Here is a 24,028-nt window from a genome sequence, read left to right as displayed (position 1 = left end):
AAGGGGTTTGAACATGAACAGAAAGCTATACGTAACGAGTTTGATACTAGTGATTCCATTAATGCTTATTACAGGATATCTAATGATGGATCAGTATAAAAGCTGGAATTCAGATAAACAGCCTGAAAAGGGTACGTCCCTTCTTCATGCAACAAGAGAAGTCCAGGCAGAAGGTAAAACGATGAAGTCTACTGCCAGCATTGCAGCCATCGGTGACATACTTCTTCATAATACTGTTTATAATGATGCAAAATCAGGCTCTCAATATGATTTCTTGCCCATGTTTGCACCGGTGAGGGATATATTGTCCGAACCTGACTTTTTGATTGCCAATCAGGAATCCACCCCGGGAGGAAGTGAAATCGGTTTATCAAGCTACCCTCTCTTCAACAGCCCAAAAGAAATTGTAAAGTCTCTTCAGGAAGTAGGGGTTGATGCAGTCACTACAGCAAATAATCATTCACTGGATCAGGGAGAAGAAGGACTGCTGAGTGCAATCGATTATTATGAAGAGATTTCAATGCCGTATGTAGGTGCTTTTAAAAGTCCAGAAGACAAAGAAAAAATCCGCACCTTCAATGTTAATGGAATCAAGTTCGCACTTCTTTCCTATACGTATGGCACCAATGGAATTCCGGTACCTGAGGGAAAGGATTACTTGGTCAATCTTCTGGATGAACAGAAAATGGTAGCAGAGATCAAGAAAGCCAGGACAATGGATATTGATCTGGTGGTCATGAGCCTGCATTGGGGTAATGAGTATCAACGTTTTCCAACGGAAGAACAGCAAAGATTAGCGAAAGTACTTACTGAAAACGGGGCTGATATCATTTTTGGCCATCATCCTCACGTACTTCAGCCGATCCAGACGTATAAAACAAGTGACGGTCGTGACGCCGTCGTTATCTATTCACTGGGGAATTTCCTATCTGGCCAAAAAGATGATTTCAAAGACATTGGCGGTGTGGCGGAGGTCCAGGTTGAAAAACAGCGAAATCCTGCCGGGGCTGTCATTACTTATCCATCAATCGAATTCCACCCTACATTTGTAGCGGAAAATAATTATAAGAATTATCGAATATACCCGCTTGATTTTGCTCAAAAAAATGGGTTTATCACATATACGGAAGATGAAATGGTTTCGCATATGATGGATGGAGTTCCACAATAGTCTTAACCTGCTGATGAAGCAGCCTGTATGCCAAGGACCTGTTTTCACAGAGCCCAATCACAAAAGAGCTGATGCCTTTAATAAAGGCGTCAGCTCTTTTAGTATTATTAATGACTCCCAAACAATGCGCCATTAAAGAATATCCCTCCAAGGGCAAGGACGGCCAGGACCAAGTTAACCATTAAAAACGTTGATTTCCTGCTTTTATAATAGAGGGTCACCATCCCGTAATAAATGAGGGCAGCTGCGATGATAAAAGTTCCTGCTTCCATCTTGTAGCTTGCTTTTTCCAGCTGAAGAATAGTCAATAATCCAAGTCCTCCAAATATAAAGGCTCCGATATAATATAATAGTGCTTGTGTTTTCATCTTTATCAGCTCCTGTGCGAATTAGTAGATGTTCCAGTTTCTTTATGTTTATAATATAAAAACGGCCTTCCGTTTGACCAAAAACGGCCGGCAGTAAGTATTAGTGTGGAGAAAGGAGGCTGTAAGCGTGAACATACATATTTCAAAAGACGCCCTCAATTGGTTTAAAAACGAAATGCTCGTGGAGGAAGGAGAATATGTTCGTTTTTATGTACGATATGGAGGTTCCAGCCCTCTGCATGACAGTTTTTCTTTAGGTGTAAATAAGGAAGAACCGATAGATGCAGGGAAGATAATCGAAATGGATAACCGCACATTTTTTGTTGAAGAAAGAGACCTGTGGTACTTTGACGGTCACGATTTATATGTGGAATTTGATCATGAACTTGAAGAACCGACTTATGAATACAAAAAGTAAGTGTGAGCTGAAGCCTGGTTTGAGGCTTCAGCATGCTTCTATTTACTCTAGGAACCGTTTGATATGCTCCTGAAGGCCTTCCTCTTTAAGAACTCGCAGCTGCGGCTCCCCCATTAGGTCATAATGAGGATAACCGTCGTGCCGAATGTGGATCCATTCCTTCTTTAATCCGTATTTCTTTCCCCATTCAGAAAGTTTCTGAATATCCGCGCAGCCTGCTTTTGTAACAGACCGTATGTTTGGAAATCGATCATCTACCCAGAAGTGTGTGATAATAGCCACTTCTCCTCTTCCGACCCGTTCTTTCCACTCTTTCAATTCTTTTCTGCTCACCCCGAATGCCATTTTGACTTCCTCTTTTCCAGTCGACAAATTGCAGTCACGTTTATGTATTAATTCTTTTCTCTTTTTGCCTTCTCATAGGCCTCATGCCAATCCGGGAACATCCTGCGGATCGAAATGGGGCGAAAGCTTTCTTTTTTGACGCATACGTGCTTTGATTGTCCGCTGATCGCTAACAGACCTTCTCCATTATAAATTTCATACGCGTATGTAATGCGGATGCCGTCATAATCTTCAACCCATGTTTTCACAAGCGCTTTTTCGCCATAACGTACAGGTGTTTTGTAGCTGATATTCAAATCTACAACTGGAGACAGAATACCGTCCTTCTCTATTTCTGCGTAGTTGAACCCTAAATCTTCAATCAGTTTTGTTCTTCCGAGCTCCATCCAAACGAGATAGTTCGCGTGATAGACGACTCCCATTTGATCAGTCTCAGCGTACCTTACTTGAACTGTATTTTCCGAGATATGCACTTCATTCACCTCTAGATTTTATTTAATGCACATCAATAATAGTATCACAGAAATAATCTCCATTGAATCAATACGCTTAGGATATGTTGGAAGAAAAAAGCCCGAATATGCACGATCACTCATGCATATTCGCGGCTTTTATACTTTGATTTCCAGTCAAATATATGGATTAGCGGTTATTATTTTGACCGGCTTCATCTTTGATTTCACTTCGGAATGCTTCGAGACTCTCGCGGCGGCGTTCATTTTTAGCCTTAATGGACTGAAGCTGCTCTTCACTATCAGTGAAAGCCATGGACTCTTCCGCTTTTTCCATATTTTCAATCGTATGCTGTACCATACCTTGAAGCTTCTCGACGTTATCACTGCGATCATCCGGATTTGGTTTACTGTTCCATGCCATCCTGCATTCCTCCTAAAGATGTGTTGAAGACCAACTTAGTCGGTCTCTCGATTATTTTTCATCAAACGAAAAGATGTTATTCACCTTTTGTCTGGATTACCTGTGCATGTTTCCCTGATGTATCCTGCATTTGCTTCCCTTTATTCCCGCCAGCTTCTCTGGATTGTGTACCGATATGGTTTGGATTGAAATGTTTATTGTTTCGTTTAGGATTGCTCATTGTACTTCCCCCCTTAGTCATATCATTTCCATTTTGATGAGGAAGTTTAGGCGTAATAATTGGCAGGAAGTATTTTTGTTTTATAAGGAGCAGCTTTAAGAGGGATTCCGCAGCAACAATAATGTCAAATTGTTTTTGATTAAATCGATAAAAGTACGTAAGAAAACAGAGTAACTCAAAATAAAAATAAAGCCTCGTAAATGGTTACTCGGCTTTATTAAGGGGACGCTTGACTTCAAATCGTGCGTCGATTCTTTCTTCAATTGCATTCATTGCATCCTCATCGAGAAGTAACTGTTTTTTGTTTTCTTTCACCAGATCAGCGAATGATTTCTTTCTTGGTCTGCGCATAGGAAACCTCACTCTCTTAAATGACTTGTACAAATAGTATATCCAAATTTCAGATATTTTAAACAATGGTCATAAAGAGCAGCCTTTCACTCACTTAACTAAAGCATTGAAGGCTTCGAGGCTTGTGATGGCACCAATTTGTTTATGTGTGATGATACCTTGTTCATTGATGACATAGGTTGTAGGCACGGTAAGGATATCATAAGCTTTATTGATTTTATCATCTTTGTCCAGGAGGATGGGAAAGCTAAGCCCTATTGATTCTTGATATTCCTTAACGTTGTATTGAGGGTCAATATTGATGGCTAGGACTTCTATTTGCTCCCCATTCTTTTTATAAAATTCCTCCATGACAGGCATTTCTTCCTTACATGGTGGACACCATGTCGCCCAGAAATTAATGATTACCTTTTTTCCTTTGAATTGGGACAGTGTCACGTCATCCCCTGACAATGCAGGAAGCTTGAAATCAATGGCCTTATCCCCTACATTAGGTCCTGGAAAATGTTCTGCAGGTTCCGTACCTTGTGCCACTTCACCTTCTTCAATATCAATCAGCTGATCATAGGATTGATTAGCTGAAGCTTGTTCAAACTGATCCCTTGTAAAAGTATCAGGGCTGGACTTATTTTCAACATAAAACGTATATACCAACAGTGCTGTGAGCAATACTCCAAAAAAAGATTTCAACAGTCCGTCTCTCCTCTTCTGATTAGTCGGTAATAACATCTTATGTCAGCTTGTCTTAGATTAGTCTTTTTAAGTACCTTGTTTTGGGATTAATAGTCCATCTATTCCCTTCAATCCTGATAATAGCCCCTATCATTTACTTAATATACACCAAAAAGCCCCCGAGATTAATGGAAAAATCTCAGGGGCTTTTTTTAACTATTCATTATGATTGGAACTTGCCGCGAAGAACCATTTGCAGAATACCGCCGTGACGGTAGTAGTCTACTTCAACTTCTGAATCAAAGCGTGCAAGTACATCAAATTCTGTCTTCGTTCCATCTTCAGCCACTGCAGTGACAGTCAGGATATCACGAGGTTTAACATCGTTTGTGATGTTAACAGAGATCGTTTCCCTTCCAGTCAAGCCAAGAGTCTCAGCGCTTTCGCCTTGCTTGAATTGAAGTGGAAGAACACCCATCATCACAAGATTTGAGCGGTGAATACGCTCGTAGCTTTCTGCGATAACTGTTTTGATACCAAGAAGATTTGTACCTTTAGCTGCCCAGTCGCGGGAAGATCCCATACCATAATCTTTTCCTGCCAGAACAACCAAGCCAGTATTGTCTTCTTGATACTTCATGCATGCATCATAAATCGGCATCACTTCATCTTCAGGCCAGTAAGTCGTGAATCCGCCTTCTGTACCAGGAGCGATTTGATTGCGGATACGGATATTCGCAAACGTTCCGCGCATCATAACTTCGTGGTTACCGCGGCGGGAACCGTATGAGTTGAAGTCGCGTGGTTCTACCCCATTCGCACGCAGGTATTTACCAGCTGGTGTATCTTTACCAATCGCACCTGCAGGAGAAATGTGGTCAGTTGTCACTGAGTCTCCAAATTTCCCAACAACTCGAAGGCCGTTTAATCCTTGGATATCTTCAGGTGTTGGAGCCAGGCCTGTGAAGAATGAAGGATTTTGGATGTATGTTGACTTTTCATCAAAGCTGTATAATGGTTCATTGCTTGTTTTAATTTCATTCCAGCGTTCGTTTTCTGTGAATACATGCTCATATTCTCTGCGGAATAGTTCAGGTGTCACAGTAGCTTTCACGACATCCTTCACTTCATCCTGAGATGGCCAGATATCCTTGAAGAACACATCGCTGCCGTTTTTGTCTTTACCGATCGGATCATTTTGAAGGTCGATATCGACTGTGCCTGCGAGTGCATAAGCAACTACAAGCGGTGGTGAAGCAAGGTAGTTTGCTTTAACTAATGGATGGATACGCCCTTCGAAGTTACGGTTACCAGAAAGAACAGATGTTAAAAGAAGATCTGCTTCTGATACAGCTTTTTCGATTTCAGGACGTAATGGACCTGAGTTACCGATACATGTTGTACAACCGTAGCCAACAAGGTTGAATCCGATTTCTTCCATATAAGATAACAATCCGGAATCTCTTAAGTAGCCTGTAACAACCTTTGAACCAGGCGCCAATGATGTCTTTACGAAATCAGGGACGTTCATGCCAAGTTCCACAGCCTTTTTAGCTACAAGACCTGCTCCAAGCATTACATAAGGGTTGGAGGTATTCGTACAAGATGTGATCGCAGCTATTCCAATTGCACCGGTAGGCATCGTTACATCCTTGCCGTCTTCAGTTGTATACTTAGCTGTCTTATTGATTTCAGATGCATCCAGACCAAAGCCTTGAACGCCTTCTTTTGCAGTGATCGACTTGTGGAACGTTTCTTTCATTTCTGAAAGTGGAATTAAATCTTGTGGACGTTTTGGTCCGGACAGGTTTGCTTCCACAGCAGAAAGATCGATTTCCACTACGTCAGTGTAAGTTGGTTCTTCTTTTTCAGGTGTGAAGAACATTTCGTTTTTCTTCAGATATTCTTCTACCATTTTGATATGTGTCTCATCACGGCCTGTTAGACGCAAGTAGTCAAGTGATTCTGCGTCAACAGGGAAGAATCCGCAAGTTGCACCATATTCAGGAGCCATGTTGGCAATGGTTGCACGGTCTGCCAGTGGCAGAGTGGCAACCCCTGGGCCAAAGTATTCAACGAATTTACCTACAACACCTTTTTGGCGAAGTACTTGAGTTACTTTAAGTGCCAAGTCAGTAGCCGTAGCTCCATTTGGAAGCTCGCCAGTGAATTTAACACCGATTACCTCAGGGATCGGGAAGTATGAAGGCTGGCCAAGCATACCCGCTTCTGCTTCGATTCCGCCTACACCCCAGCCAAGTACACCGATACCATTGATCATCGTTGTATGAGAGTCAGTTCCGACAAGTGTGTCCGGGAACGCTTCAAAGTCGCCTTCTGTTGTTTCAACAGCGTGGACTACGTTTGCAAGAAATTCTAAGTTGACCTGGTGAACGATACCTGTAGCCGGTGGAACGGCACGGTAGTTTTCAAATGCTTTTTGAGCCCAGCTTAGGAATTGGTAACGCTCGGCATTACGTTCGAATTCAAGATCCATGTTTGCTTTTAATGCATCAGCTGTTCCGTATTTGTCGACTTGAACAGAGTGGTCGATTACAAGGTCAACCGGAATTTCAGGGTTGATTTTCTGAGGATCTCCCCCGATGTCAGCCATTGCTTTACGCAATGAAGCTAAGTCTACGACAGCAGGAACTCCTGTAAAGTCTTGAAGGATAACACGGGAAGGTTTGAATGGAACCTCCGCATCCTTGCTTGCTGCTCCCCAGTTTGCTAAGTTTTCAACATGCTCTTTATTGATTACACGTCCGTCAAATTGGCGCAGTACAGATTCAAGCAATACCTTTACACTGTATGGTAAACGGTTGATGTTTGAAACGCCTGCTTCTTCAAGTGCTTTTAAACGATAGTAATGATAACGTTTTCCTTCAAGTTCGAAAGAAGATCGTGCATTAAATACATCGTTCTTTGCCATTTCAATTCCCCCTCTAACTACATATACACATTAAGTCGAAAAGTCTTCGTTCTAAACTAACGAACTTTTCTCACATTAACAATCTTAATACAAGCGATTACATAAGTAAATAACAATAAAGTTATTGTTTTTGATAAGTTTTACTTATCTGAATAAGTAAACACCTTTCATTTTCTAGCAAAATATTGACATAACGGCATTTAAGTCCATGTCAAATGGTGTCGGCACCATAAAAATATTATTTCGGAAAAATAATTACCTCTTTGTTAGGCTTTTCCTCTAATAGTGGGGCAGGCACGGTGGCATTCTATTCACATGGAGGTGTTTCTATTGGCTAAACGCAAAGCAAATCATGTCATCAACGGTATGAACGCTGCAAAAGCACAGGGCATGGGCGCAGGTTATAACGAAGAGTACTCCAATGAGCCATTGACGGAAGCTCAGAGACAGAACAATAAAAAGCGAAAGACAAATCAGTAATTGACTCCTTTCTCACATACCCTAATCAAATAATAATAAACAAAAAACTCTGCAAATTCCCTTGCAGAGTTTTTTTGAGTTTACATATCGTGGTTGCTGTTATGCTTTTGACGCGTATGGTTTTGGTTTTTCACTTTGTGGGAGCCGCTTAAAGGTTCAGGCTGCCCGGATTGTTTAGGTGCATTTTTTCTCATGTCTTTGCCATCATTTTTGTTCATCATCCATCCCTCCTCTTTTTTAGAATGGATTCGTTGGATAGAGTTTATGCATACGTATAGAATTGTGATGGAATGCCTATAATATAAAGGCTATTTTACTTTTGAAGGAGAGAATGAACATGCCTTATCATAAAAATAAACAGCAAGCATTTCAAGCTGCACAGCAAGGATTCACAGACGTACAAAACAGTATGAATGAATTGGTTCTGGATGGCGGCAGCTACGGTTCCCAACTTTCACATCTAAGAAATGAAGTGAACGAAGCCTATCAGCAAATTGAAAATGCACTTGAAGTAGCTTCAGATACTCAAAAAGAACAGCTGCAGAAATTCAAAACAGACCTTGAGTCAATTGTAAATGAAGTCAATGGCCAGCAATAACTCAAAAGAGGCACATCCCGTTAAACGGGAGGTGCCTCTTCATTATTGGCGGAGTTTTTCTTTCAGATTGGATCACCGCTCTCTATTGCCTTGCTCATTTTATCGAGTGCTTCAAGTATGTCCTCCTGTTCTTCGATTGTAACGGTCCTTAAATCTAGCAGGAGGCGATCCTGTTGAATCCTTCCAATGATGACAGGTTCATTGAATCTTAATCGTTCGTGGAGCTCATGGGAAGTAACATGGTTGTGCCCAATTGCAATAAGATAGGTTTCAAGTTCTACTTCCGGCATGGTCCCGCCGCCTACTCTGCTGGTACCTTCAACCACCTCAAGAATAAATGAAACATTTCGCTTCTTAAGTTGGGCTATCAGCTTCATTGATTGATCCTTTATATCTTCCTTCGGCCGCGTTATCCCGTAAATGGCAGGAATCTTGAGTTCCTCTTCTTTCAGAAAATGAAGCAAGGTCATTTCAAGTGCTGCAAGTGTCATTTTATCAACCCGCAAAACACGGGCGAGTGGATGTTTTTTTAATACGTTCACTACTTCCTTCCTGCCCGCGATGATGCCGGCCTGGGGTCCCCCCAATAACTTGTCCCCGCTGAATGAAACAAGGTCAGCGCCTTTTTCGATCACTTGTCTTACCAGCGGCTCTTTCCCGATTCCATGTAATGAAAAATCAAAAAGGGCACCGCTGCCTAAATCTTCATAATAAATGACGTGATCATACTTTCCGGACAAGTTTACAAGGTCTTCAGTTCCAACTGAAGAAGTGAATCCTTTCATGACAAAGTTGCTTTGGTGCACTTTCATGATCATCGCTGTTTCTTCTCCGATATGTCCCTCATAATCGTGTAAATGAGTTTTATTCGTTGTGCCGACTTCCACTAACCTGGCTCCACTCTCTTCCATGATGGATGAGACCCTGAAGGAACCCCCTATTTCAACAAGCTCCCCTCTCGACACAATGACTTCCTTGTTTTTAGCAAGTGCAGAAAGAATGATGAACACAGCGGCAGCATTGTTATTGACGACCATCGCAGCCTCGGCACCAGTCAATTCACATATGAACTTCTCTGCATGTGTGTGCCGCGAACCTCTTATTCCATTTTCCACATCGTATTCAAGATTCGTGTAAGAAGCCGCCACTTTGGTCACGTGTTCAATCGTTTCCACTCCAAGCCGTGCTCTGCCTAGATTTGTATGTAAAACCGTTCCGCTTGCATTGATGATTTTATGTAAAGACAGAGAGAATCTTTTCTTTTTAATATGTGCGGCCTGTTTGTAGATCTCCTCAATGAAAAGGGCGGTGTCAGGATGGGGGCCATCCCAATTGTTTTCAAGGATGCACTTTCTTATGAACGCTACACTTTCTTTCACAAGCTCCGTCCCTTTTTCAAATGAAAGGTTCTGTCCGGAGATGAAGCGTTCAAAGGCCTCTGTATGCTGCAGTTCATATATCGAGGGTATTTGTCTCAGCAGATCTTTCATGATTACCTCCTTTAATTACTTTTCTCCAATTATAACACTCTCACCATTTAAAGGAGAAAGAATAGAATGTGTAAAAGAGAAAGTTAGGGGTCAGATGTAAATGGGTAAGGACAAGGAGGATTTTTATTTAGAGAACTGGGAAGAGAGAATGAAGGATTGGTTATTGGACCCTGATACAGTTCGGCTAGATGAAAAAGAATTCCGAATCGACTTCCTTGATACGACAGAGGCATTTATCGTGGAAGTCGAAACTGAAAATATTTGTCCGGATGAATTGATTCTGACAAAGAATGATCACCGGCTGGTTATCACAATCAGATTAAAAAATGAATTGAAGACAAGGAGCAGGAATATAGAATTTCCTTTTTGCCTGCGTCAGCGGCAATTGACCTATTCTTTAGAGCATCATACGATCGAAATCAAAGTGCCAAAACAGGAATGCTCAGAGAAGACGTCGCTGAGCATTCGTGTCCAAGGAATTTGCGATGATGATCACCATTCTCTCTGATAAGGTAAAAAGCCTGGGATTCCCAGGCTTTTTTTGTGTTTACATTTTTTCGATCTTGTTGATGATATCATTTACATCTGGAAATACACCTGTTTCCAATTTGGAATAGATCCTGGTCTCCCCTGCCGTGATTTCAAAAGCTCCTCCTGATGATGGGATGAGTAAAACTTCTTCAATATCGTAACGGAAATGGGTAAATAACTGTTCCGCGAAACTCGCGGCTTTTGGTGAGTAGTTTCACCTTAAACAGAATTCAATTTTGATTTTACGATTGTTCATGTGGAAATCTCCTTTCTATTCAAAGTCCTCTATTTCATTTTAGTTCAGGGCTATTTCTGTTGCAAATCAGATCTGGTACCCACTTTAATATTTTGCCCGTTCTCTTATATTTCCTGTACAATATAACTATCTATACGTAAAGGAGTGATAGCCATGAGTAAAGAAGAGATCATCCGTTTGACGGCTCTTTCCTCTAAAGCCGGCTGAGGATGCAAACTAAGTCCAAGTGACTTGGCGCAAGTTTTGCGTCAGCTGCCTCCTCAACCAGAAAATAAAGAATTGTTAGTTGGGAATGAATCCTCTGATGATGCGGGGATATATCAATTAACAGATGATATTGCTCTTGTTCAAACAGTCGATTACTTTACTCCTGTCGTCGATGATCCCTTTCTGTTCGGACAAATCGCAGCAGCCAACGCATTGAGTGATGTATATGCCATGGGCGGCACTCCGAAGACAGTATTGAATATAGTCGGATTTCCGATTAAAAAGCTTGGCAGTGAGATGCTTACTCAGATACTCGCAGGTGCACAGAAGAAAGTATTGGAAGCTGGTGCAATCACTGTGGGTGGCCATTCAATTGATGATAGTGAGCCGAAGTTTGGATTGAGCGTAACAGGAGTGGTTCACCCGGAAAAATTTTGGACGAATACAGGCGCCAAAACGGGAGATGTTCTGGTGTTGACGAAACCGATCGGTACAGGAATCTTAACGACGGGTATCAAACGTCAAGCTGTGACAGCGGAGCAAGAAGCTGAAGTGGTTGCCTCAATGAGTATATTGAACAAGAAAGCCGCAGAAGCTTTGCAATCTTACCAAGTAAATGCCGTCACCGACATTACGGGGTTTGGACTTTTAGGCCATGCTTTTGAAATGGCGAAGGGAAGTCATGTAACTCTTACTCTAAGCTACTCATCGATTCCGCAGCTGCCCGGTACACAAGAACTTGCTGGTGCAGGTATTATTCCCGGGGGCTCTAAAGCGAACCACCAATGGCTGAGGAATGAGGTCTTTTATGACTCAGCTCTTACAACAGTGGATGAGCTGATTCTTTGTGATGCGATTACCTCCGGTGGTTTATTGGTGAGTCTGCCGAGAGATCAGGCCATGAAATATATCGATGATTTACATGGACATTCCATAGATGCATGGCTGATCGGAGAAGTAACTGACAGAACTGACAAAACGGTCCATGTGTCAAAATAGTCCTATGATATACAGAACGGCTCGAATAATAAAAACGCCAGAAAAGTGTGTGATTACATTTTTCTGGCGTTTTGTTGTATCAATTTAAAGAAATGCTGATGAACCTTTTTTGAAAAGATTCGTATTTGGTAAGGGAACCTATTGTTTTCTTCTATTGAGAAACAATTAAACCATAATACTTTCTTGTCCAAGCTGATAAAAGGGATGTTTGTCTTCGAATCCCCTACTTCAAAAGAAGAGGTATTTTGATAAGTCTGTTTACATAATAATTTTATGGTTACAATAGGGTTAATCCTCTTTAATGCTTTCATTATTTCAGGAGGTATGTCGTTCATTGAGTTGACATTCACGATGATCTCTTCTTGGCATGCATGAAGATCTTTCAGTATCCGTTTATGATTATCAATAGAATACCATTTCAACTTTTTTGCAGTGCTTATTACCGTTTTGGAAAAATCCGACCCAGTTTTAACAAAACCTTTTGTATATAGAAAATCGATCAATTGATGAATTGGCTGTAATGGATGAGTCTTCCTTTTAACAAAGTGATCGTCCGCAACCAGAATGAATTTCCCTCTTGCCCGTGTAACCGCCACATTGATCAGCCTATCGCTTCCTTTGCGGGTAAGTAAGGCACCAGCTTTTTCATGAGCGTTCCCATCGACGACATCGAAAATGATCATATCATTTTCTGAACCTTGAAATCCATGAACCGTAGCAGCGTAAAGGCTTAGCTTTTCTCCCTGGTAGAGTGGCCCAATAAGTTCTTGCAGCAGGAGGTTGTACCATCTTGCTTGCGCCCGGTATGGTGTAACGATTCCGATTGAACGGGTTCCATCTTCCAGTGCTTTTATAACCAACATCATTGTGATGAAGCTTGAAAGGATATTCCATCTTGAGCCGCGATCGGTTTCTCCCCACTCTGATCCTTCCTGCAGGGATAATAGAATGCTCCCTTGCCTGGAAAAGGGTTCCTTTAGCAAAATTTCTTCTCTCATCTTTGCCGCATCAGGATGATCGCCCACTTTAGAGTGATAGATAAAATGGTTTGTAAAAGCGGATATGCTCGGATGCATACGTCTTTGTTCGGGGAGCAGCAGCAATTGTGGATGCCCATTCCCTTTTTCTACGGAGCCAGCCACGTTGGATAAGTGGAAGATATCTTCTTTTAACCACTTCGAGACTGAAGGATGAAAGCTTCCTGCGATAGGGGGAAGCTGCTTGAAATCTCCGCATATGATGATTTTTTTTCCTATCGATGCGGCAAAAGCCACTTGCGGCGCATACGCCATGCTCGCCTCATCCACAATAACAAGGTCAAATTCCTCATCGTAAATGAGGGGGTCGATTGCAGATTTACTTAATGTAGTCCCGATCACCTTGGCATCAGCTACGAGTCCGCCTTCCCGTCTTTTAAGCTGCTCCTTCAATTTTTGATAATGCACCTCTAACTGTGAAAGTCGTTCGTAATCGTAGGTTGAAAAAGACTTAGAAAGTTTTTTCTTCAGTTTCCTTCGATACGTCTCCGTTCTATTCTTTTCCTGAGCAAGCTTGGGGTCCTGCTGCTCCAATAGCTGGATCACGCTCAAATCAGTAATCCCGTCCCCATATGATTTTCGGTTGATTCCATAACGAATGACCTCTCCTGATTTCCAGCGTTTATGCTTCGTAAGGAAATGGTGCATTTCTTCTATTAACACATCGACCGCTGCATTGCTATGAGACAGGAGGAGCACTCGCTTTCCTTCTGAATAATGATAGGCTGCTACACGGGCCAATGTGTATGTTTTACCGGTTCCCGGCGGTCCCCAGAGATAGGTGACAGGATTATGTTTACTTCTTAGATATGCTTCGTGCAGAGTATCTTTCACAACGGCTGCGTTATGGAACGTTTTTTGCGGAGGAAGCATCAGATCTTTGATCCTAAGTGCTTTACCATGTCTTTCTTTGGCTTCTTCCAGCCTTTCAATCAGTTTCTCGAGCAGCTCCCACGGTTCGTGAATGAGCTGTCCGACTGTGACGGGGTCACCAATATACCGATCAAACTCTACAATGCATTCCCGCTCTTCTGAACTGATAACGGCTCCGGACAGCAATCTTCCACCCGTTTTAAAGATGACAGTGCTTCCTTCGGGAAAGGAGGCGGAATATGCCAAAGTAAACCAATAAATGTAAGCAGTATCAGTATCATCCTTCCTTAAGCATCTACCCGCTTCTATATGAATCCCAGTAGTTTCTCGCCTTTTCAAATGTCCAATTTCAATCTCAAGAGCTCTCTGCCACTCTTCTATTAAACTAGTTATATTCATTTTAAATCACCTGCAGGATCCCAAAAATCAAACAAAGAATAATCATAACAATATTTGATTTCAATGTGAAGGCAAATAAACATGGATGCATACACATCATTGCATTCATAGAAAAAGAGAACCGAAACATACCACGGTTCTCTTGTGACTTTCTTATAATTCGGTTGACATATCGCTCAATTTTTCGGCAGATCCTGCTAATTGTGCTATAGCCTGTGAAATATCCTCTACTGCCAGAGAAATTTCTTTCATTTCGCCTTCAACTTTTTCACTCTTTACTTTACTATGATCAATTGAGTCAACGATTTCATCAAAAAATAGATGGGCTTCATTAGTAGAATTCATTCCAGTTTTGGCAAGTCCCTCTACAGATGTTATATAACTTGATATTTTATCTACCTGCTCTTTTGTTCCTGAAATTAAACCGGATACATTCGTTACTGAACTTTTCGTTTGGTCTGACAGTTTTCGAACTTCTTCAGCAACGACAGCAAATCCCTTTCCGTGCTCGCCTGCGCGGGCAGCCTCGATGCTCGCATTAAGGGACAATAGATTTGTTTGTTCGGCAATGGTTTGAACGATGGAAACAATGTCAAAGATTTGATTGGATATCTGCTGCAGCTGTTGGATTTCTTTAAGCATTTCACCTAAATCGGAAAGGATTTTACTCATATGGTCTTTCTGCATCCCCATTTTATCTTTACCTTCTACTGAAAACTCACCGATCTTTTCAATCGCTGCTGTTCCTTCTGAACTTAGAGTACTTACTTCATCCATGCGGGAAGTGATCGTTTCAAGGGAGGCCATTGATTCTTCAGAAATCGCTGCAAGGCCATTTGCAGCTTCTTGAACTCGAATCGTGACATTTTCTTTAAGCAGGCGTGCTTCCTCCCTCATTTGATCATTTTGATCTTCATATGCTTCCAGCACCAGCTGCTGTTCAAGGTTCAAGATCTTTGTAACGGATTTGATTACTTTATGATAATCATCTGCATGTGTAAAAGTACGGAACAATACTTGAAATAATGTCATCTGCAGATTCTGGAAGGAAGCAATATACCACTTAGTCGGCAATCCTATTTGAATATGCATCTTAGCGATTTTTCTTCTTTTGTCGATAAATGTATGATCGATATTTCCGTTAAACATTTCTTTTATATGTATGGCGAGTGTCCCTTTTAAGCGATTGATGGAACTATATTGACTCACGATCGCTGAAAGTGTTGGATTATGTTCGATCGGGAAATAGAAGCCGTCGACGATTTCTTCGATGTTGCCCTCTACAATATTACCGGATGCTTTAAGAACAGCCAAATCATCTTCTGTCAGCTGAATCATTTCCAGCTGTTTTGCCATTTCCAATGGGACTGTGATACTTACCTCGCTGATCCACTCTGACTCATTAAGTCTGTTTACTTGAACACTCTTTCTCCTCTTTATTAACACGAGAACCCCTCTTTTGTCTGTATAATATATCCTCTATAGGAAAAACCTATCTCTTACTATATCAAAAAACACCCTGAAAGACAGGGTGTTTTTTGAAAATATATTGAACAATCAAGGACTTTTGGATTACTTTTGTCTTTCACTCTCTTTTGGCTTCTCAATATACCTCTCAGCAAAATACAGTACATCCTCTACATACTCCGTACTGTGATTATAAGCAAATACAGCTTGTTCAATTTCACCATTTGCTGCCCCATTACGTGCCAGATAATTCGCTGCACTGAATACGGCATCTTCAATTTGAAACGGATCGGCAACACCATCTCCGTTTCCATCAACTCCGTATCCCCCATATTTTTCAATGATTTCGGGATCGGTTTTCTGAGTCTCGGGAATGTCCCCTTTTCCAAGGTCACCGCATGTCGGGTGTGACCATCCAACAAATGTGCAGGGCATAAACTGCATATGTCCCTCGGCACCAACAGGAGAGATGAGGGTTTTCATAGTGGAGAATTTCGTTTCAACCCGATGGTGGGCGGCCAATAGGTTCCAAGGGACCCCATATTCTTTTTCGGCTGCTTTATATATCGGAATATATTCAGGCGGTACCTCTTCTCTACCTAATAAAGAAAGTTTATTGGTATTGGGAAGGTCGTTAACTGCAAAGTAAATGAGCAGAATGAAAAATGGGATCAAAAGTATCTTAAATGGAGAGGCGTGCTTCTTTTTATAGGTTGTCTTTTTCTTTATTGGTCTTTTGGCCATACCGTCACGCCTCCTTCCTCAGTAATGATTCCCTTTAGTATTTTAATATGAGAACCCGATTAACACAATCCTAGAATGGTCTTAATAAGAAATACCTTCGGCGGGAATGTAGATTGTCCAGACTCCAGGGGAAAGCCATTAATAAAAAAATGACCCGATTGAGTCACGTTTGGACTCTTCGGATCATCGACTTTTATTTTTTTATTAGTGGCAAAACGCTGCTCCAACGATAATTAACAAAATGAATAGAACTACGATTAATGCGAAGCCTCCCGCGTATCCAACTCCGCCAACTCCGCCGTATCCGCATCCGTATCCAGGGTATCCGTATCCATACATAATCAGTCACCTCCAGTTATCTAACTACGATATTAATGTATGTATGGGACAAATTGTAGGTTAATCAAAATGATAAAAAGACTTTGGAACTGATAATAAAAAGCGTGTCGTAACAGGTTTTACAGGACCCCCTCCAAAGAATAAATGATGAAAATGACCAGTTTTCTTAAAAGAAACTATAGATATTAGATAGCTCATAATAAAATAAAAGCGCCCAGACAATGTCTGGACGCGGATTCTTCATTATATTTTTTCATGAGGTTCAGTCTTCTTTCTTGGTTTAGGTTTGATGTATAAACCAAGTTCCTTCTTCTCATGATTAAGTGATTTGTATAATGAAACCATCATGAGTGCCATGATGACTGAGAATGGCAGTGCGGCGACAATGAGCGCATTTTGCAGTGCCTGTAATCCCCCACTGTATAATAGGATCAATGCAACAGTGGATTGTGCAATTCCCCAAGTTAACTTTACATAGTTTGGAGGGGTCAATGAGCCGTATGTCGTTTGCATCCCAAGAACGAATGTTGCTGAATCGGCTGAAGTAATAAAGAATGTGCCGATCAGAGTGATGGCTACAACGGATAAAATAGTAGACCATTCAAAGTTGTTGAATACAGCAAATAGAACTTCTTCTGTAGCAAATTGAGTTAAATCTGTACCGGCTTGTTGGACTTCGATTGCAGAAGTACCGAATGCAGCAAACCAAAGGAAGCTGACAAGTGCCGGAAGCAGCAATACTCCAATCAGGAATTCACGAATCGTTCTGCCTCGCGAAACACGGGCGATAAAGATACCGACGAATGGAGACCAGGAAATCCACCATGCCCAGTAGAAGATGGTCCATCCATTGATCCATGAACGGTGCTCTGCATTCAATGGTGCGATCCTAAAGCTCATGGCTGCGATATTCTGGATATATGCCCCGATTGTATCTGTGAACATATTCAGGATCAATAGTGTCGGACCGATAAAGAATACTAATACGAATAATCCTATTGCCAATACCATATTAGTATTGGATAGATACTTGATGCCTTTACTCAATCCCGACCAAGCAGAAATCATGAACAGCACTGTAACGATAGCGATAATGATGAACTGTACGGTGAAATTGTTAGGAATTCCGAATAGATAAGACAGCCCCCCATTGATTTGAGCAGCTCCAAATCCAAGTGTCGTCGCGACACCCACTACCGTAGCAAAGACTGCAAGTACGTCTATGACAGTTCCTAATGGACCGTTTACTTTATCACCGAAGATAGGTCTGAGCGCTGCAGAAATCAAGCCTGGTTCATCTTTTCGGAACTTATAGTATGCAAGAGCTAATGCAACAATTGCATAAATTGCCCAAGCATGAATTCCCCAATGAAAGAATGTATAGCGCATTGCTTCTTTGTTTGCCTGATTGGTGCCTCCTTCTGCGAGAGGCGGTGCCATGAAGTGCGAAAGCGGCTCTGCAGCCCCCCAGAATACAAGTCCAATCCCCATACCAGCACTGAATAACATAGCGAACCAAGTCCCTTTAGTGTATTCAGGCTTTTCATCCGGTTTACCTAATCTAATCGTCCCCATAGGGCTGAAGATCAGGAAGACACAGAATATCACTATTACGGTTACTAATATTAGATAATACCAGCCGAATGTAGATGTAATGAATGTCTGCATATTGGCAGTTACTGTTTCAAAAGATTTTGGAGCAATCACTCCATATGCTACAGCTGCTGCTACGAGTGCAACTGTAATCCAGAAAACATTTGAAATACGTTTCATAATAGATCTCCTTTCATTTTTTTCTTTCTTTGTACAATATCTTTGCGGGAAGAAAACATAGAAATAGGCCCATTTCCATATTCCCTCTTTTACGCCCTTGAAACCAACATTCATAACCCTAGCAAAACTAATGATGAAAATGCAAGCGAAAACCTTTAATTTTGACTAGTGTTTGCCAATGGAGCGTTTTCATTCCAATTAATTTCAATTAAAATGAAAGGAGTTTTTACTTACTGCTAACCATTATGGCAGGTGTGAAAATACAAAAAAAAACGTTCTCCAACTTGAGAGAACGTTTTTGATATTTACTCTTCAATAATTTTTACTTTTACATCCCGGACACCGTATTGAAGCGCATCTTCTTCATGCTCCATGTAAATATCAATACGATTTCCTTTAATCGCTCCGCCTGTATCTTCTGCCCTCGCATATCCGTAGCCCTCAATATACACTTTTGACCCCAACGGAATGACATCCGGGTCAACAGCAATGACTCTTGCATCGGGATTGGCAATTAAATCAACACCGGTCTTTGTGATACCGATACAGCCTTCACAGTAAGCTGTATATGCTGTAGCCGTCATATCTATTTCTTTTACAACATTATCGTCGTTTTTGTCAGCATCACTTTGTTCTGTAGCTGCAGTCTTTACAGCTGATTCTTGCGGTTCTTGTCCATTCACAGTTATACCTTTTTCGAGCAGTTCCTGACGGGTAACTGCCTCTTCAATAGAAATATGATAACGATTGGCAATCTCCCAGAGGATGTCGCCTTTTTCTATATTATGATAATCGTTTAGTGCTTTTTCTGTGTTATCGTCCGATTCTGCTGCTGCAGAAGGCAGTCCGATTGAAAGAATGACTGTGAAGGAAAAAATGGAAAATAATACTTTTTTCATATTGTAAAATTCCTCCTTTTGTGGTTCGTGGTAAAAACCAACAAAAGAAATAGTAACATAGACATGCATCAGCCACATATCAAACTGTTTATAAAAGAATAACAATTAGATGACATCCCTGTAACAGTTAGGAATGTTGGGACTTTTTATTCTTCTTGAATTCCAACAGTTCCAACATTTGTTTGCGCATGGAGAATAAACCAGATGATAAGGTGAAATTTTATGGACATCAAGCAGCCATTATTTTTACCCATACAAAAAACCTCATTGAGAATCAAATCCCAATGAGGCGATCTATATGAATTATTTTGTTTCAAGAACTTTTACGTTTACAGTTTTTCTTCCCCAATCAGTCGCTTGATCTTTTGAAGGGATGAATACGTCGATACGGTTTCCTTTAATTGCACCGCCAGTATCTTCAGCAGTTGCATATCCATAACCTTCTACATAAACTTTAGATCCAAGTGGAATGACATTAGGATCTACTGCAATTACTTTTGCATCTGGGTTTTCATTCAAGTTTACTCCTGTAGCCGTGATTCCTGAGCAGCCTTCACATTCAGCTGTATAAGCAGTAGCTTCAACAGTAAGCTCCTTAGCTACGGCATCTTGTTCTTCTTGAGGTGCAGCTTCTGCAGTCTCTGCTGCCGGTTCTTCAGCTTCTGGAGCTACTTCTGGTGTTTCTTCGGCTTGAGGTGCCGGGGCAGCCTCTTCTTGCTCAGAAGTATTTACAGGAGTTGAAGTTGCTTTATCATCCAGGTTAATTAACAATTCCTGTCCAGGCACGATAAGGTCACTTTCCAGTGCGTTCCATCCTTGCAGACTGTCTACTGAAATGCCATAATTTGATGAAATACCCCAAAGAGTGTCACCTTTTTTTACTGTATAATATTCTTTTGATGATACTTTCAGTTCCTGGTCAGGGAAAATAAGGTCTGTACCTAAGTTGTTCCATGTTTTAAGCTGATCTACAGTTGTGCCATATTCCTTCGCCAATCCCCAAAGCGTATCTCCCTTTTTGACTTCGATTTCTTGTGCTGAAGCGCTAGCACCACCGGCAACTGCTAGAGTAGTGAAAGCAGCAACAGAAATAATCGATTTTTTCAGTTTCATAGAAAAATTCCTCCTTATGTAGCTAGCCCTATTTATTTTTGCTAACAGGGAAAATACTAACATAGTAAAATCTCAATACAATAACAAGGAAATTATAAACATGCGTCAGAAATATTTCACACCTGTAATATTAAGCGCTTTCCTGTATAAACTATCATGTAGAGGAATAAAAAACCAATAAATATAGATAATATTGGTTTTAGTGGTTATATATAGATAAATGTGACTCTAATTGAAGGACGGTAGAAATCTTTTTTCTCTTAACAACTGAATGGTTACAATTTATACTTAGATAGATACGTGAACTAGCGTGGGAGGTTTAACAGGTGGAAAATCAAAAAGAGTTGATCGTACTTTATAAAGATGAACCCGATGAACATGCCGGCAGATGTGAATGCGGAAATAATGTCTTTCATTCACGTGTGTTGGACGGCAAATTCTATCGCAAGTGCCAGGAATGCGGTAAAACAAAAATCGTTTAACTAACAAAGAGGGACGGACCTTATGTAGGCCGTCCCTCTTTGTTTTATTTTGTTAAAATGATTGGTTCGTTTTTAGTGATGATGATGGTGTGTTCAATCTGGGCAACGAGACTTTTGTCAGGCGTGATGTATGTCCAGCCATCGCCTTTTTCAATTACGTTTTGTGCCCTTCTTGAAATAAATGGTTCAAAGGCGATGACCATTCCCTCTTTCAAAAGCCCGTTATCCCAGGGATCGAAATAATTCAGGATATGGTCCGGTTTTTCGTGGAGTGATTTACCCACACCATGTCCGGTAAGGTTTTTAATAACGGTGTACCCATTTTTCTTTGCTTCATTATGAACGGCTTTCCCGATCCCGTTCAGCTTTGAACCAGCTTTGGCTTTACGCAGGCCGGCTTCGAATGATTTCATAGCTGCCTCACACAAATCGGTAAGTTTCAGGTCTCCCTCACCAACCACGAACGAAATACCGGTATCTGCATAGTAACCGTCTTTTGATCCTGACACATCAATATTCACAAGGTCGCCCTCTTGAATGACTCTTTCACCAGGAATCCCGTGGGCAACTTCTTCGTTCACGCTGATGCACGTAAAGCCCGGAAAGTCATATTCCCCTTTGGGCCCTGAAATAGCTCCGTTTTCTTCAAACATTCTTCCTGCTATCTCATCGAGCTCTTTCGTCGTTATACCAGGTTTGGTTTGAGACTTTAATTCATCCCGTATTTGCGCGACGATTCGGCCGATTACTTTTAAAGCTTGCAATTCTTCATCTGTTTTGACTATCATACTATCTTCCTTCTCTTTGTGAATTTCGTCTTCCCTTACTATACCTAAACCCACTCTTTTTTTAAAGAAAAAGCTCTATTTTTGTGCAAGGCTCCGTAAAAATTCCAAGATCACACGATCAGGAATATGAGCGGGATAAAAAAAGACAGAATTACTGCTGTTAACGCCATTGCGGCTCCGCTTATCGCTCCTTCCTCTTCTCCCTCTTTAAGCGCCTGGGCGGTGCCAATTCCATGCGAGATGACGCCGAAAGGAAGTCCCTTTGCAATCGGGTGAGAGATGTTCAGCGCTTTGAGAAGATACGGCAGGAACATAGCTCCGAATATCCCTGTAAGAATCACTACAGCCGGAATCACTTCAATCTTTCCATCTATAAGTTTCCCTATTTCCACTGCTACCGGGGTCGTAATTGTTTTTACAAGGAACGATCTATTGAATTCTGCAGGTATATCCAAGATGACCATGAGACAATAAGAGATAACCATGGATACTCCGCTTCCTGTTATGATACCAGATATGATTGGCTGCCAATGCTTAGCAAGAAGTTTCCTGAACTGATATAAGGGATACGCCAGCGCAACGGTGGCCGGACCGAGTAAATAGGTAATGACTGCAGTCCCTTCAGCATACTTGTCGTACGGTATATCAAGAATGAATAATGTAAGAATAAGAGCCGCCGAGCTGAGAAAAATGGGAATCGTCAACGGACTGGACCAGAGCCGATGGATCTTTATTGAAAGAATAAAGTAAAGAACTGTTATTCCTATCGCTGCCATTCCGTTAATTAGATCGATCATAAGACTTTTTCTCCTTCATCTGAATGAATCCCTGAACCGACAGGGAGGTTGCAGCAAATCCGCCCACCACGCTGATGACCAGAATCAAGGCGAGCCTCCACCCGTATTGATGCAGATAAGGTCCAAGAGCAACCGCACTCACGGATAAAGGTAAGAAATAAAATGAAAAATATTTTAAAAAGAAGTTTGCTCCTTCCATCAATAATTTTTCTTTTATAGTTCCCGTGACCAATAGAAGAAACAGCAAAAGCATTCCAATGATGCTGCCTGGGATCGGTAAATGAAAGAATCCAGCAATCCATTTGCCGGCTTCATAGAATATACACAGTATGAATATCTGAATAATTACTTGAAGCATGTGGCTTGCTCCCTTCAAATATGTTTTGAAATGATTTTAATATAGGGGTGCTGAAATAGTTGATGTCATGTATTTTCATTGGAATAATGTTAAATGCAGCTGTTGAAGATAGAAATTTATTATATCAGAGTAATTAGGGAAATGAAAAAAGGTATGGGTACCAAAAATTTTGTAAAGCCTTTCATTTTTTAACCATTTAACTATGAAATTTAAAAAAGATGATCCCTGAACTAATGACAGAGATCATCTTTTATATCTTCTTGGTCACTTTTAATTAAAAAAGGTAAACTTATCTGTTCTCCATTACCTTGGTTTAAAAGTGGATTAAAGTACTTTCACAAATGCTTCTGCTGTCGACTGACTGGATTGAGGGTTTTGGCCGGTCACAAATTTCCCGTCCGTTATGACATGGTCGCTCCACGCTTCAGACTTCTCGAATTGGGCACCCTGTTCACGCAGTTTAGTTTCCAACAAAAACGGCATTAATGAATCAAGGCCTGTCTGCTGTTCTTCTTCATTAGTGAAGCCTGTCAAGCTGATGCCATCCACCAGCCATTTTCCGTTTGATAATTTTGTACCTACGAAGCCTGCAGGGCCGTGACATACGGCTCCAATGGCTTTATTATTCTCTGCAAAATGGGCTAGTGCTTGCTGCAGGTCAGGGCTTTCCGGCAGGTCAAACATCGTGCCGTGCCCGCCCGGAAGGAAGATGCCGCTGTACTCATTCACATTTAGTTGGGAAAGCACCAATGTTTGGTCGAGTTCTTTCGTTATCCCTTTCCAGGTTTCCACATTTTCATCATCCAGACTGTTGGGGTCAAGGGGTATTCTTCCTCCTTGAAGGCTTGCTACGTCGACTTCGAATCCTTGGTTTTTAAACTCGGAGTATGGCTCTGCAAACTCTGATAACCACAGCCCTGTTTCATGTTCATCATCAATTTTACTTGCATTTGTTAAGACCATTAATACTTTTTTCAATGTATACCCTCCAGTATCTTCAAATATCTTTTGTGTACATAGTTGTTTTATCCTTTCTGATGAGAAT

28 protein-coding genes and 1 pseudogene are annotated in these 24,028 nt (G+C 41.2%); 7 read left to right on the top strand and 22 right to left on the bottom strand.

Features of this window, described 5'->3' with window-relative positions; all coding sequences use genetic code 11:
- The first annotated feature begins 13 nt into the window (after window positions 1–13).
- Window positions 14–1,171 carry a CapA family protein gene (locus HWX64_RS10285; RefSeq protein WP_175989355.1) on the top strand — a complete coding sequence of 386 codons (1,158 nt, stop codon included), beginning with the start codon at window positions 14–16 and terminating at the stop codon, window positions 1,169–1,171.
- Between the two features lie 107 nt (window positions 1,172–1,278).
- On the opposite strand, the gene HWX64_RS10280 is transcribed toward HWX64_RS10285, so the two are convergent.
- Entirely contained in the window at window positions 1,279–1,539 is a 261-nt protein-coding gene (locus HWX64_RS10280; protein ID WP_175989354.1) for a hypothetical protein, read from the bottom strand.
- A gap of 127 nt (window positions 1,540–1,666) precedes the next feature.
- Between HWX64_RS10280 and HWX64_RS10275 the strand changes: the two genes are divergently transcribed.
- Complete coding sequence (locus tag HWX64_RS10275; protein WP_175989353.1) at window positions 1,667–1,957, top strand: HesB/YadR/YfhF family protein; 291 nt, start codon at window positions 1,667–1,669, stop codon at window positions 1,955–1,957.
- Between the two features lie 42 nt (window positions 1,958–1,999).
- Here HWX64_RS10275 and HWX64_RS10270 read toward each other — a convergent pair whose 3' ends face one another.
- The 7 genes from HWX64_RS10270 to acnA all read right to left on the bottom strand — a co-directional run bounded on the left by HWX64_RS10270 (window position 2,000) and on the right by acnA (window position 7,353).
- Window positions 2,000–2,302, bottom strand: a complete 303-nt coding sequence (locus HWX64_RS10270; protein ID WP_175989352.1) for a hypothetical protein — start codon at window positions 2,300–2,302, stop codon at window positions 2,000–2,002.
- Window positions 2,303–2,349: 47 nt separating this feature from the next.
- Window positions 2,350–2,775, bottom strand: a complete 426-nt coding sequence (locus HWX64_RS10265; RefSeq protein ID WP_175989351.1) for a thioesterase family protein — start codon at window positions 2,773–2,775, stop codon at window positions 2,350–2,352.
- 169 nt (window positions 2,776–2,944) lie between these two features.
- Window positions 2,945–3,178 carry a small acid-soluble spore protein Tlp gene (tlp, locus tag HWX64_RS10260; protein ID WP_175989350.1) on the bottom strand — a complete coding sequence of 78 codons (234 nt, stop codon included), beginning with the start codon at window positions 3,176–3,178 and terminating at the stop codon, window positions 2,945–2,947.
- Window positions 3,179–3,254: 76 nt separating this feature from the next.
- Window positions 3,255–3,398 (bottom strand): acid-soluble spore protein N, encoded by a 144-nt coding sequence (locus HWX64_RS10255; RefSeq protein ID WP_175989349.1) that lies wholly within the window; start codon window positions 3,396–3,398, stop codon window positions 3,255–3,257.
- 204 nt (window positions 3,399–3,602) lie between these two features.
- The gene (locus HWX64_RS10250) at window positions 3,603–3,749 is read right to left on the bottom strand and encodes an FbpB family small basic protein (protein ID WP_175989348.1); all 147 of its coding nucleotides are present in this window, start codon (window positions 3,747–3,749) and stop codon (window positions 3,603–3,605) included.
- Window positions 3,750–3,839: 90 nt separating this feature from the next.
- The gene (locus HWX64_RS10245) at window positions 3,840–4,439 is read right to left on the bottom strand and encodes a peroxiredoxin (RefSeq protein WP_175989347.1); all 600 of its coding nucleotides are present in this window, start codon (window positions 4,437–4,439) and stop codon (window positions 3,840–3,842) included.
- A gap of 205 nt (window positions 4,440–4,644) precedes the next feature.
- The gene (gene acnA, locus HWX64_RS10240; RefSeq protein ID WP_175989346.1) at window positions 4,645–7,353 is read right to left on the bottom strand and encodes an aconitate hydratase AcnA; all 2,709 of its coding nucleotides are present in this window, start codon (window positions 7,351–7,353) and stop codon (window positions 4,645–4,647) included.
- Window positions 7,354–7,683: 330 nt separating this feature from the next.
- Here acnA and sspO point away from each other — a divergent pair, with 330 nt between their 5' ends.
- The gene (sspO, locus tag HWX64_RS10235) at window positions 7,684–7,833 is read left to right on the top strand and encodes a small acid-soluble spore protein O (protein ID WP_175989345.1); all 150 of its coding nucleotides are present in this window, start codon (window positions 7,684–7,686) and stop codon (window positions 7,831–7,833) included.
- A gap of 80 nt (window positions 7,834–7,913) precedes the next feature.
- On the opposite strand, the gene HWX64_RS10230 is transcribed toward sspO, so the two are convergent.
- Complete coding sequence (locus HWX64_RS10230; RefSeq protein ID WP_175989344.1) at window positions 7,914–8,054, bottom strand: small acid-soluble spore protein P; 141 nt, start codon at window positions 8,052–8,054, stop codon at window positions 7,914–7,916.
- Between the two features lie 116 nt (window positions 8,055–8,170).
- On the opposite strand from HWX64_RS10230, the gene HWX64_RS10225 reads away from it, so the two are divergent.
- Window positions 8,171–8,431, top strand: a complete 261-nt coding sequence (locus HWX64_RS10225; RefSeq protein WP_175989343.1) for a hypothetical protein — start codon at window positions 8,171–8,173, stop codon at window positions 8,429–8,431.
- Between the two features lie 62 nt (window positions 8,432–8,493).
- Here HWX64_RS10225 and selA read toward each other — a convergent pair whose 3' ends face one another.
- A complete protein-coding gene (gene selA, locus HWX64_RS10220; RefSeq protein ID WP_175989342.1) occupies window positions 8,494–9,921 on the bottom strand; it encodes an L-seryl-tRNA(Sec) selenium transferase in 1,428 nt (475 codons plus the stop codon).
- Between the two features lie 100 nt (window positions 9,922–10,021).
- Here selA and HWX64_RS10215 point away from each other — a divergent pair, with 100 nt between their 5' ends.
- Window positions 10,022–10,429 carry an Hsp20/alpha crystallin family protein gene (locus HWX64_RS10215; RefSeq protein WP_175989341.1) on the top strand — a complete coding sequence of 136 codons (408 nt, stop codon included), beginning with the start codon at window positions 10,022–10,024 and terminating at the stop codon, window positions 10,427–10,429.
- Window positions 10,430–10,468: 39 nt separating this feature from the next.
- On the opposite strand, the pseudogene HWX64_RS22095 reads toward HWX64_RS10215, so the two are convergent.
- Window positions 10,469–10,654, bottom strand: a pseudogene (locus HWX64_RS22095) (Rdx family protein); the annotation flags it as partial.
- A gap of 198 nt (window positions 10,655–10,852) precedes the next feature.
- Here HWX64_RS22095 and selD point away from each other — a divergent pair.
- Window positions 10,853–11,914 carry a selenide, water dikinase SelD gene (gene selD, locus HWX64_RS10205; protein WP_254871088.1) on the top strand — a complete coding sequence of 354 codons (1,062 nt, stop codon included), beginning with the start codon at window positions 10,853–10,855 and terminating at the stop codon, window positions 11,912–11,914.
- 53 nt (window positions 11,915–11,967) lie between these two features.
- Here selD and HWX64_RS10200 read toward each other — a convergent pair whose 3' ends face one another.
- The 7 genes from HWX64_RS10200 to HWX64_RS10170 all read right to left on the bottom strand — a co-directional run bounded on the left by HWX64_RS10200 (window position 11,968) and on the right by HWX64_RS10170 (window position 20,552).
- Window positions 11,968–14,223, bottom strand: coding sequence for an AAA domain-containing protein (locus HWX64_RS10200; RefSeq protein ID WP_175989339.1), 2,256 nt, complete (start codon window positions 14,221–14,223; stop codon window positions 11,968–11,970).
- A gap of 153 nt (window positions 14,224–14,376) precedes the next feature.
- Complete coding sequence (locus HWX64_RS10195) at window positions 14,377–15,669, bottom strand: globin-coupled sensor protein (protein ID WP_175989338.1); 1,293 nt, start codon at window positions 15,667–15,669, stop codon at window positions 14,377–14,379.
- A 126-nt stretch (window positions 15,670–15,795) separates the two neighbouring features.
- Complete coding sequence (locus HWX64_RS10190) at window positions 15,796–16,434, bottom strand: lytic transglycosylase domain-containing protein (protein ID WP_175989337.1); 639 nt, start codon at window positions 16,432–16,434, stop codon at window positions 15,796–15,798.
- Between the two features lie 204 nt (window positions 16,435–16,638).
- Entirely contained in the window at window positions 16,639–16,773 is a 135-nt protein-coding gene (locus tag HWX64_RS10185) for a YjcZ family sporulation protein (protein WP_175989336.1), read from the bottom strand.
- A gap of 243 nt (window positions 16,774–17,016) precedes the next feature.
- Entirely contained in the window at window positions 17,017–18,546 is a 1,530-nt protein-coding gene (locus tag HWX64_RS10180; protein WP_175989335.1) for a BCCT family transporter, read from the bottom strand.
- Window positions 18,547–18,851: 305 nt separating this feature from the next.
- On the bottom strand, window positions 18,852–19,445 hold the full coding sequence (locus HWX64_RS10175; protein ID WP_254871087.1) for a 3D domain-containing protein: 594 nt from the start codon (window positions 19,443–19,445) through the stop codon (window positions 18,852–18,854).
- A 303-nt stretch (window positions 19,446–19,748) separates the two neighbouring features.
- On the bottom strand, window positions 19,749–20,552 hold the full coding sequence (locus HWX64_RS10170; protein ID WP_254871128.1) for a LysM peptidoglycan-binding and 3D domain-containing protein: 804 nt from the start codon (window positions 20,550–20,552) through the stop codon (window positions 19,749–19,751).
- Between the two features lie 332 nt (window positions 20,553–20,884).
- Here HWX64_RS10170 and HWX64_RS10165 point away from each other — a divergent pair, with 332 nt between their 5' ends.
- On the top strand, window positions 20,885–21,040 hold the full coding sequence (locus tag HWX64_RS10165; protein WP_175989333.1) for a hypothetical protein: 156 nt from the start codon (window positions 20,885–20,887) through the stop codon (window positions 21,038–21,040).
- A 44-nt stretch (window positions 21,041–21,084) separates the two neighbouring features.
- Here HWX64_RS10165 and map read toward each other — a convergent pair whose 3' ends face one another.
- The 4 genes from map to HWX64_RS10145 all read right to left on the bottom strand — a co-directional run bounded on the left by map (window position 21,085) and on the right by HWX64_RS10145 (window position 23,961).
- On the bottom strand, window positions 21,085–21,828 hold the full coding sequence (map, locus tag HWX64_RS10160) for a type I methionyl aminopeptidase (protein WP_175989332.1): 744 nt from the start codon (window positions 21,826–21,828) through the stop codon (window positions 21,085–21,087).
- Between the two features lie 110 nt (window positions 21,829–21,938).
- A complete protein-coding gene (locus HWX64_RS10155) occupies window positions 21,939–22,625 on the bottom strand; it encodes an LrgB family protein (RefSeq protein ID WP_175989331.1) in 687 nt (228 codons plus the stop codon).
- Window positions 22,609–22,983 (bottom strand): CidA/LrgA family protein, encoded by a 375-nt coding sequence (locus HWX64_RS10150; RefSeq protein ID WP_175989330.1) that lies wholly within the window; start codon window positions 22,981–22,983, stop codon window positions 22,609–22,611. Before HWX64_RS10150 ends, HWX64_RS10155 begins: the two co-directional genes overlap by 17 nt.
- 324 nt (window positions 22,984–23,307) lie before the next feature.
- Complete coding sequence (locus tag HWX64_RS10145) at window positions 23,308–23,961, bottom strand: type 1 glutamine amidotransferase domain-containing protein (RefSeq protein ID WP_368495578.1); 654 nt, start codon at window positions 23,959–23,961, stop codon at window positions 23,308–23,310.
- Window positions 23,962–24,028 lie beyond the last annotated feature (67 nt).

The organism is Bacillus sp. Marseille-Q1617, assembly GCF_903645295.1.
In the GTDB taxonomy this organism is placed as follows: domain Bacteria; phylum Bacillota; class Bacilli; order Bacillales; family Bacillaceae_B; genus Rossellomorea.
Note: the sequence above shows the minus strand (reverse complement) of the source record. Positions and strands in the feature narration are given on the sequence as shown.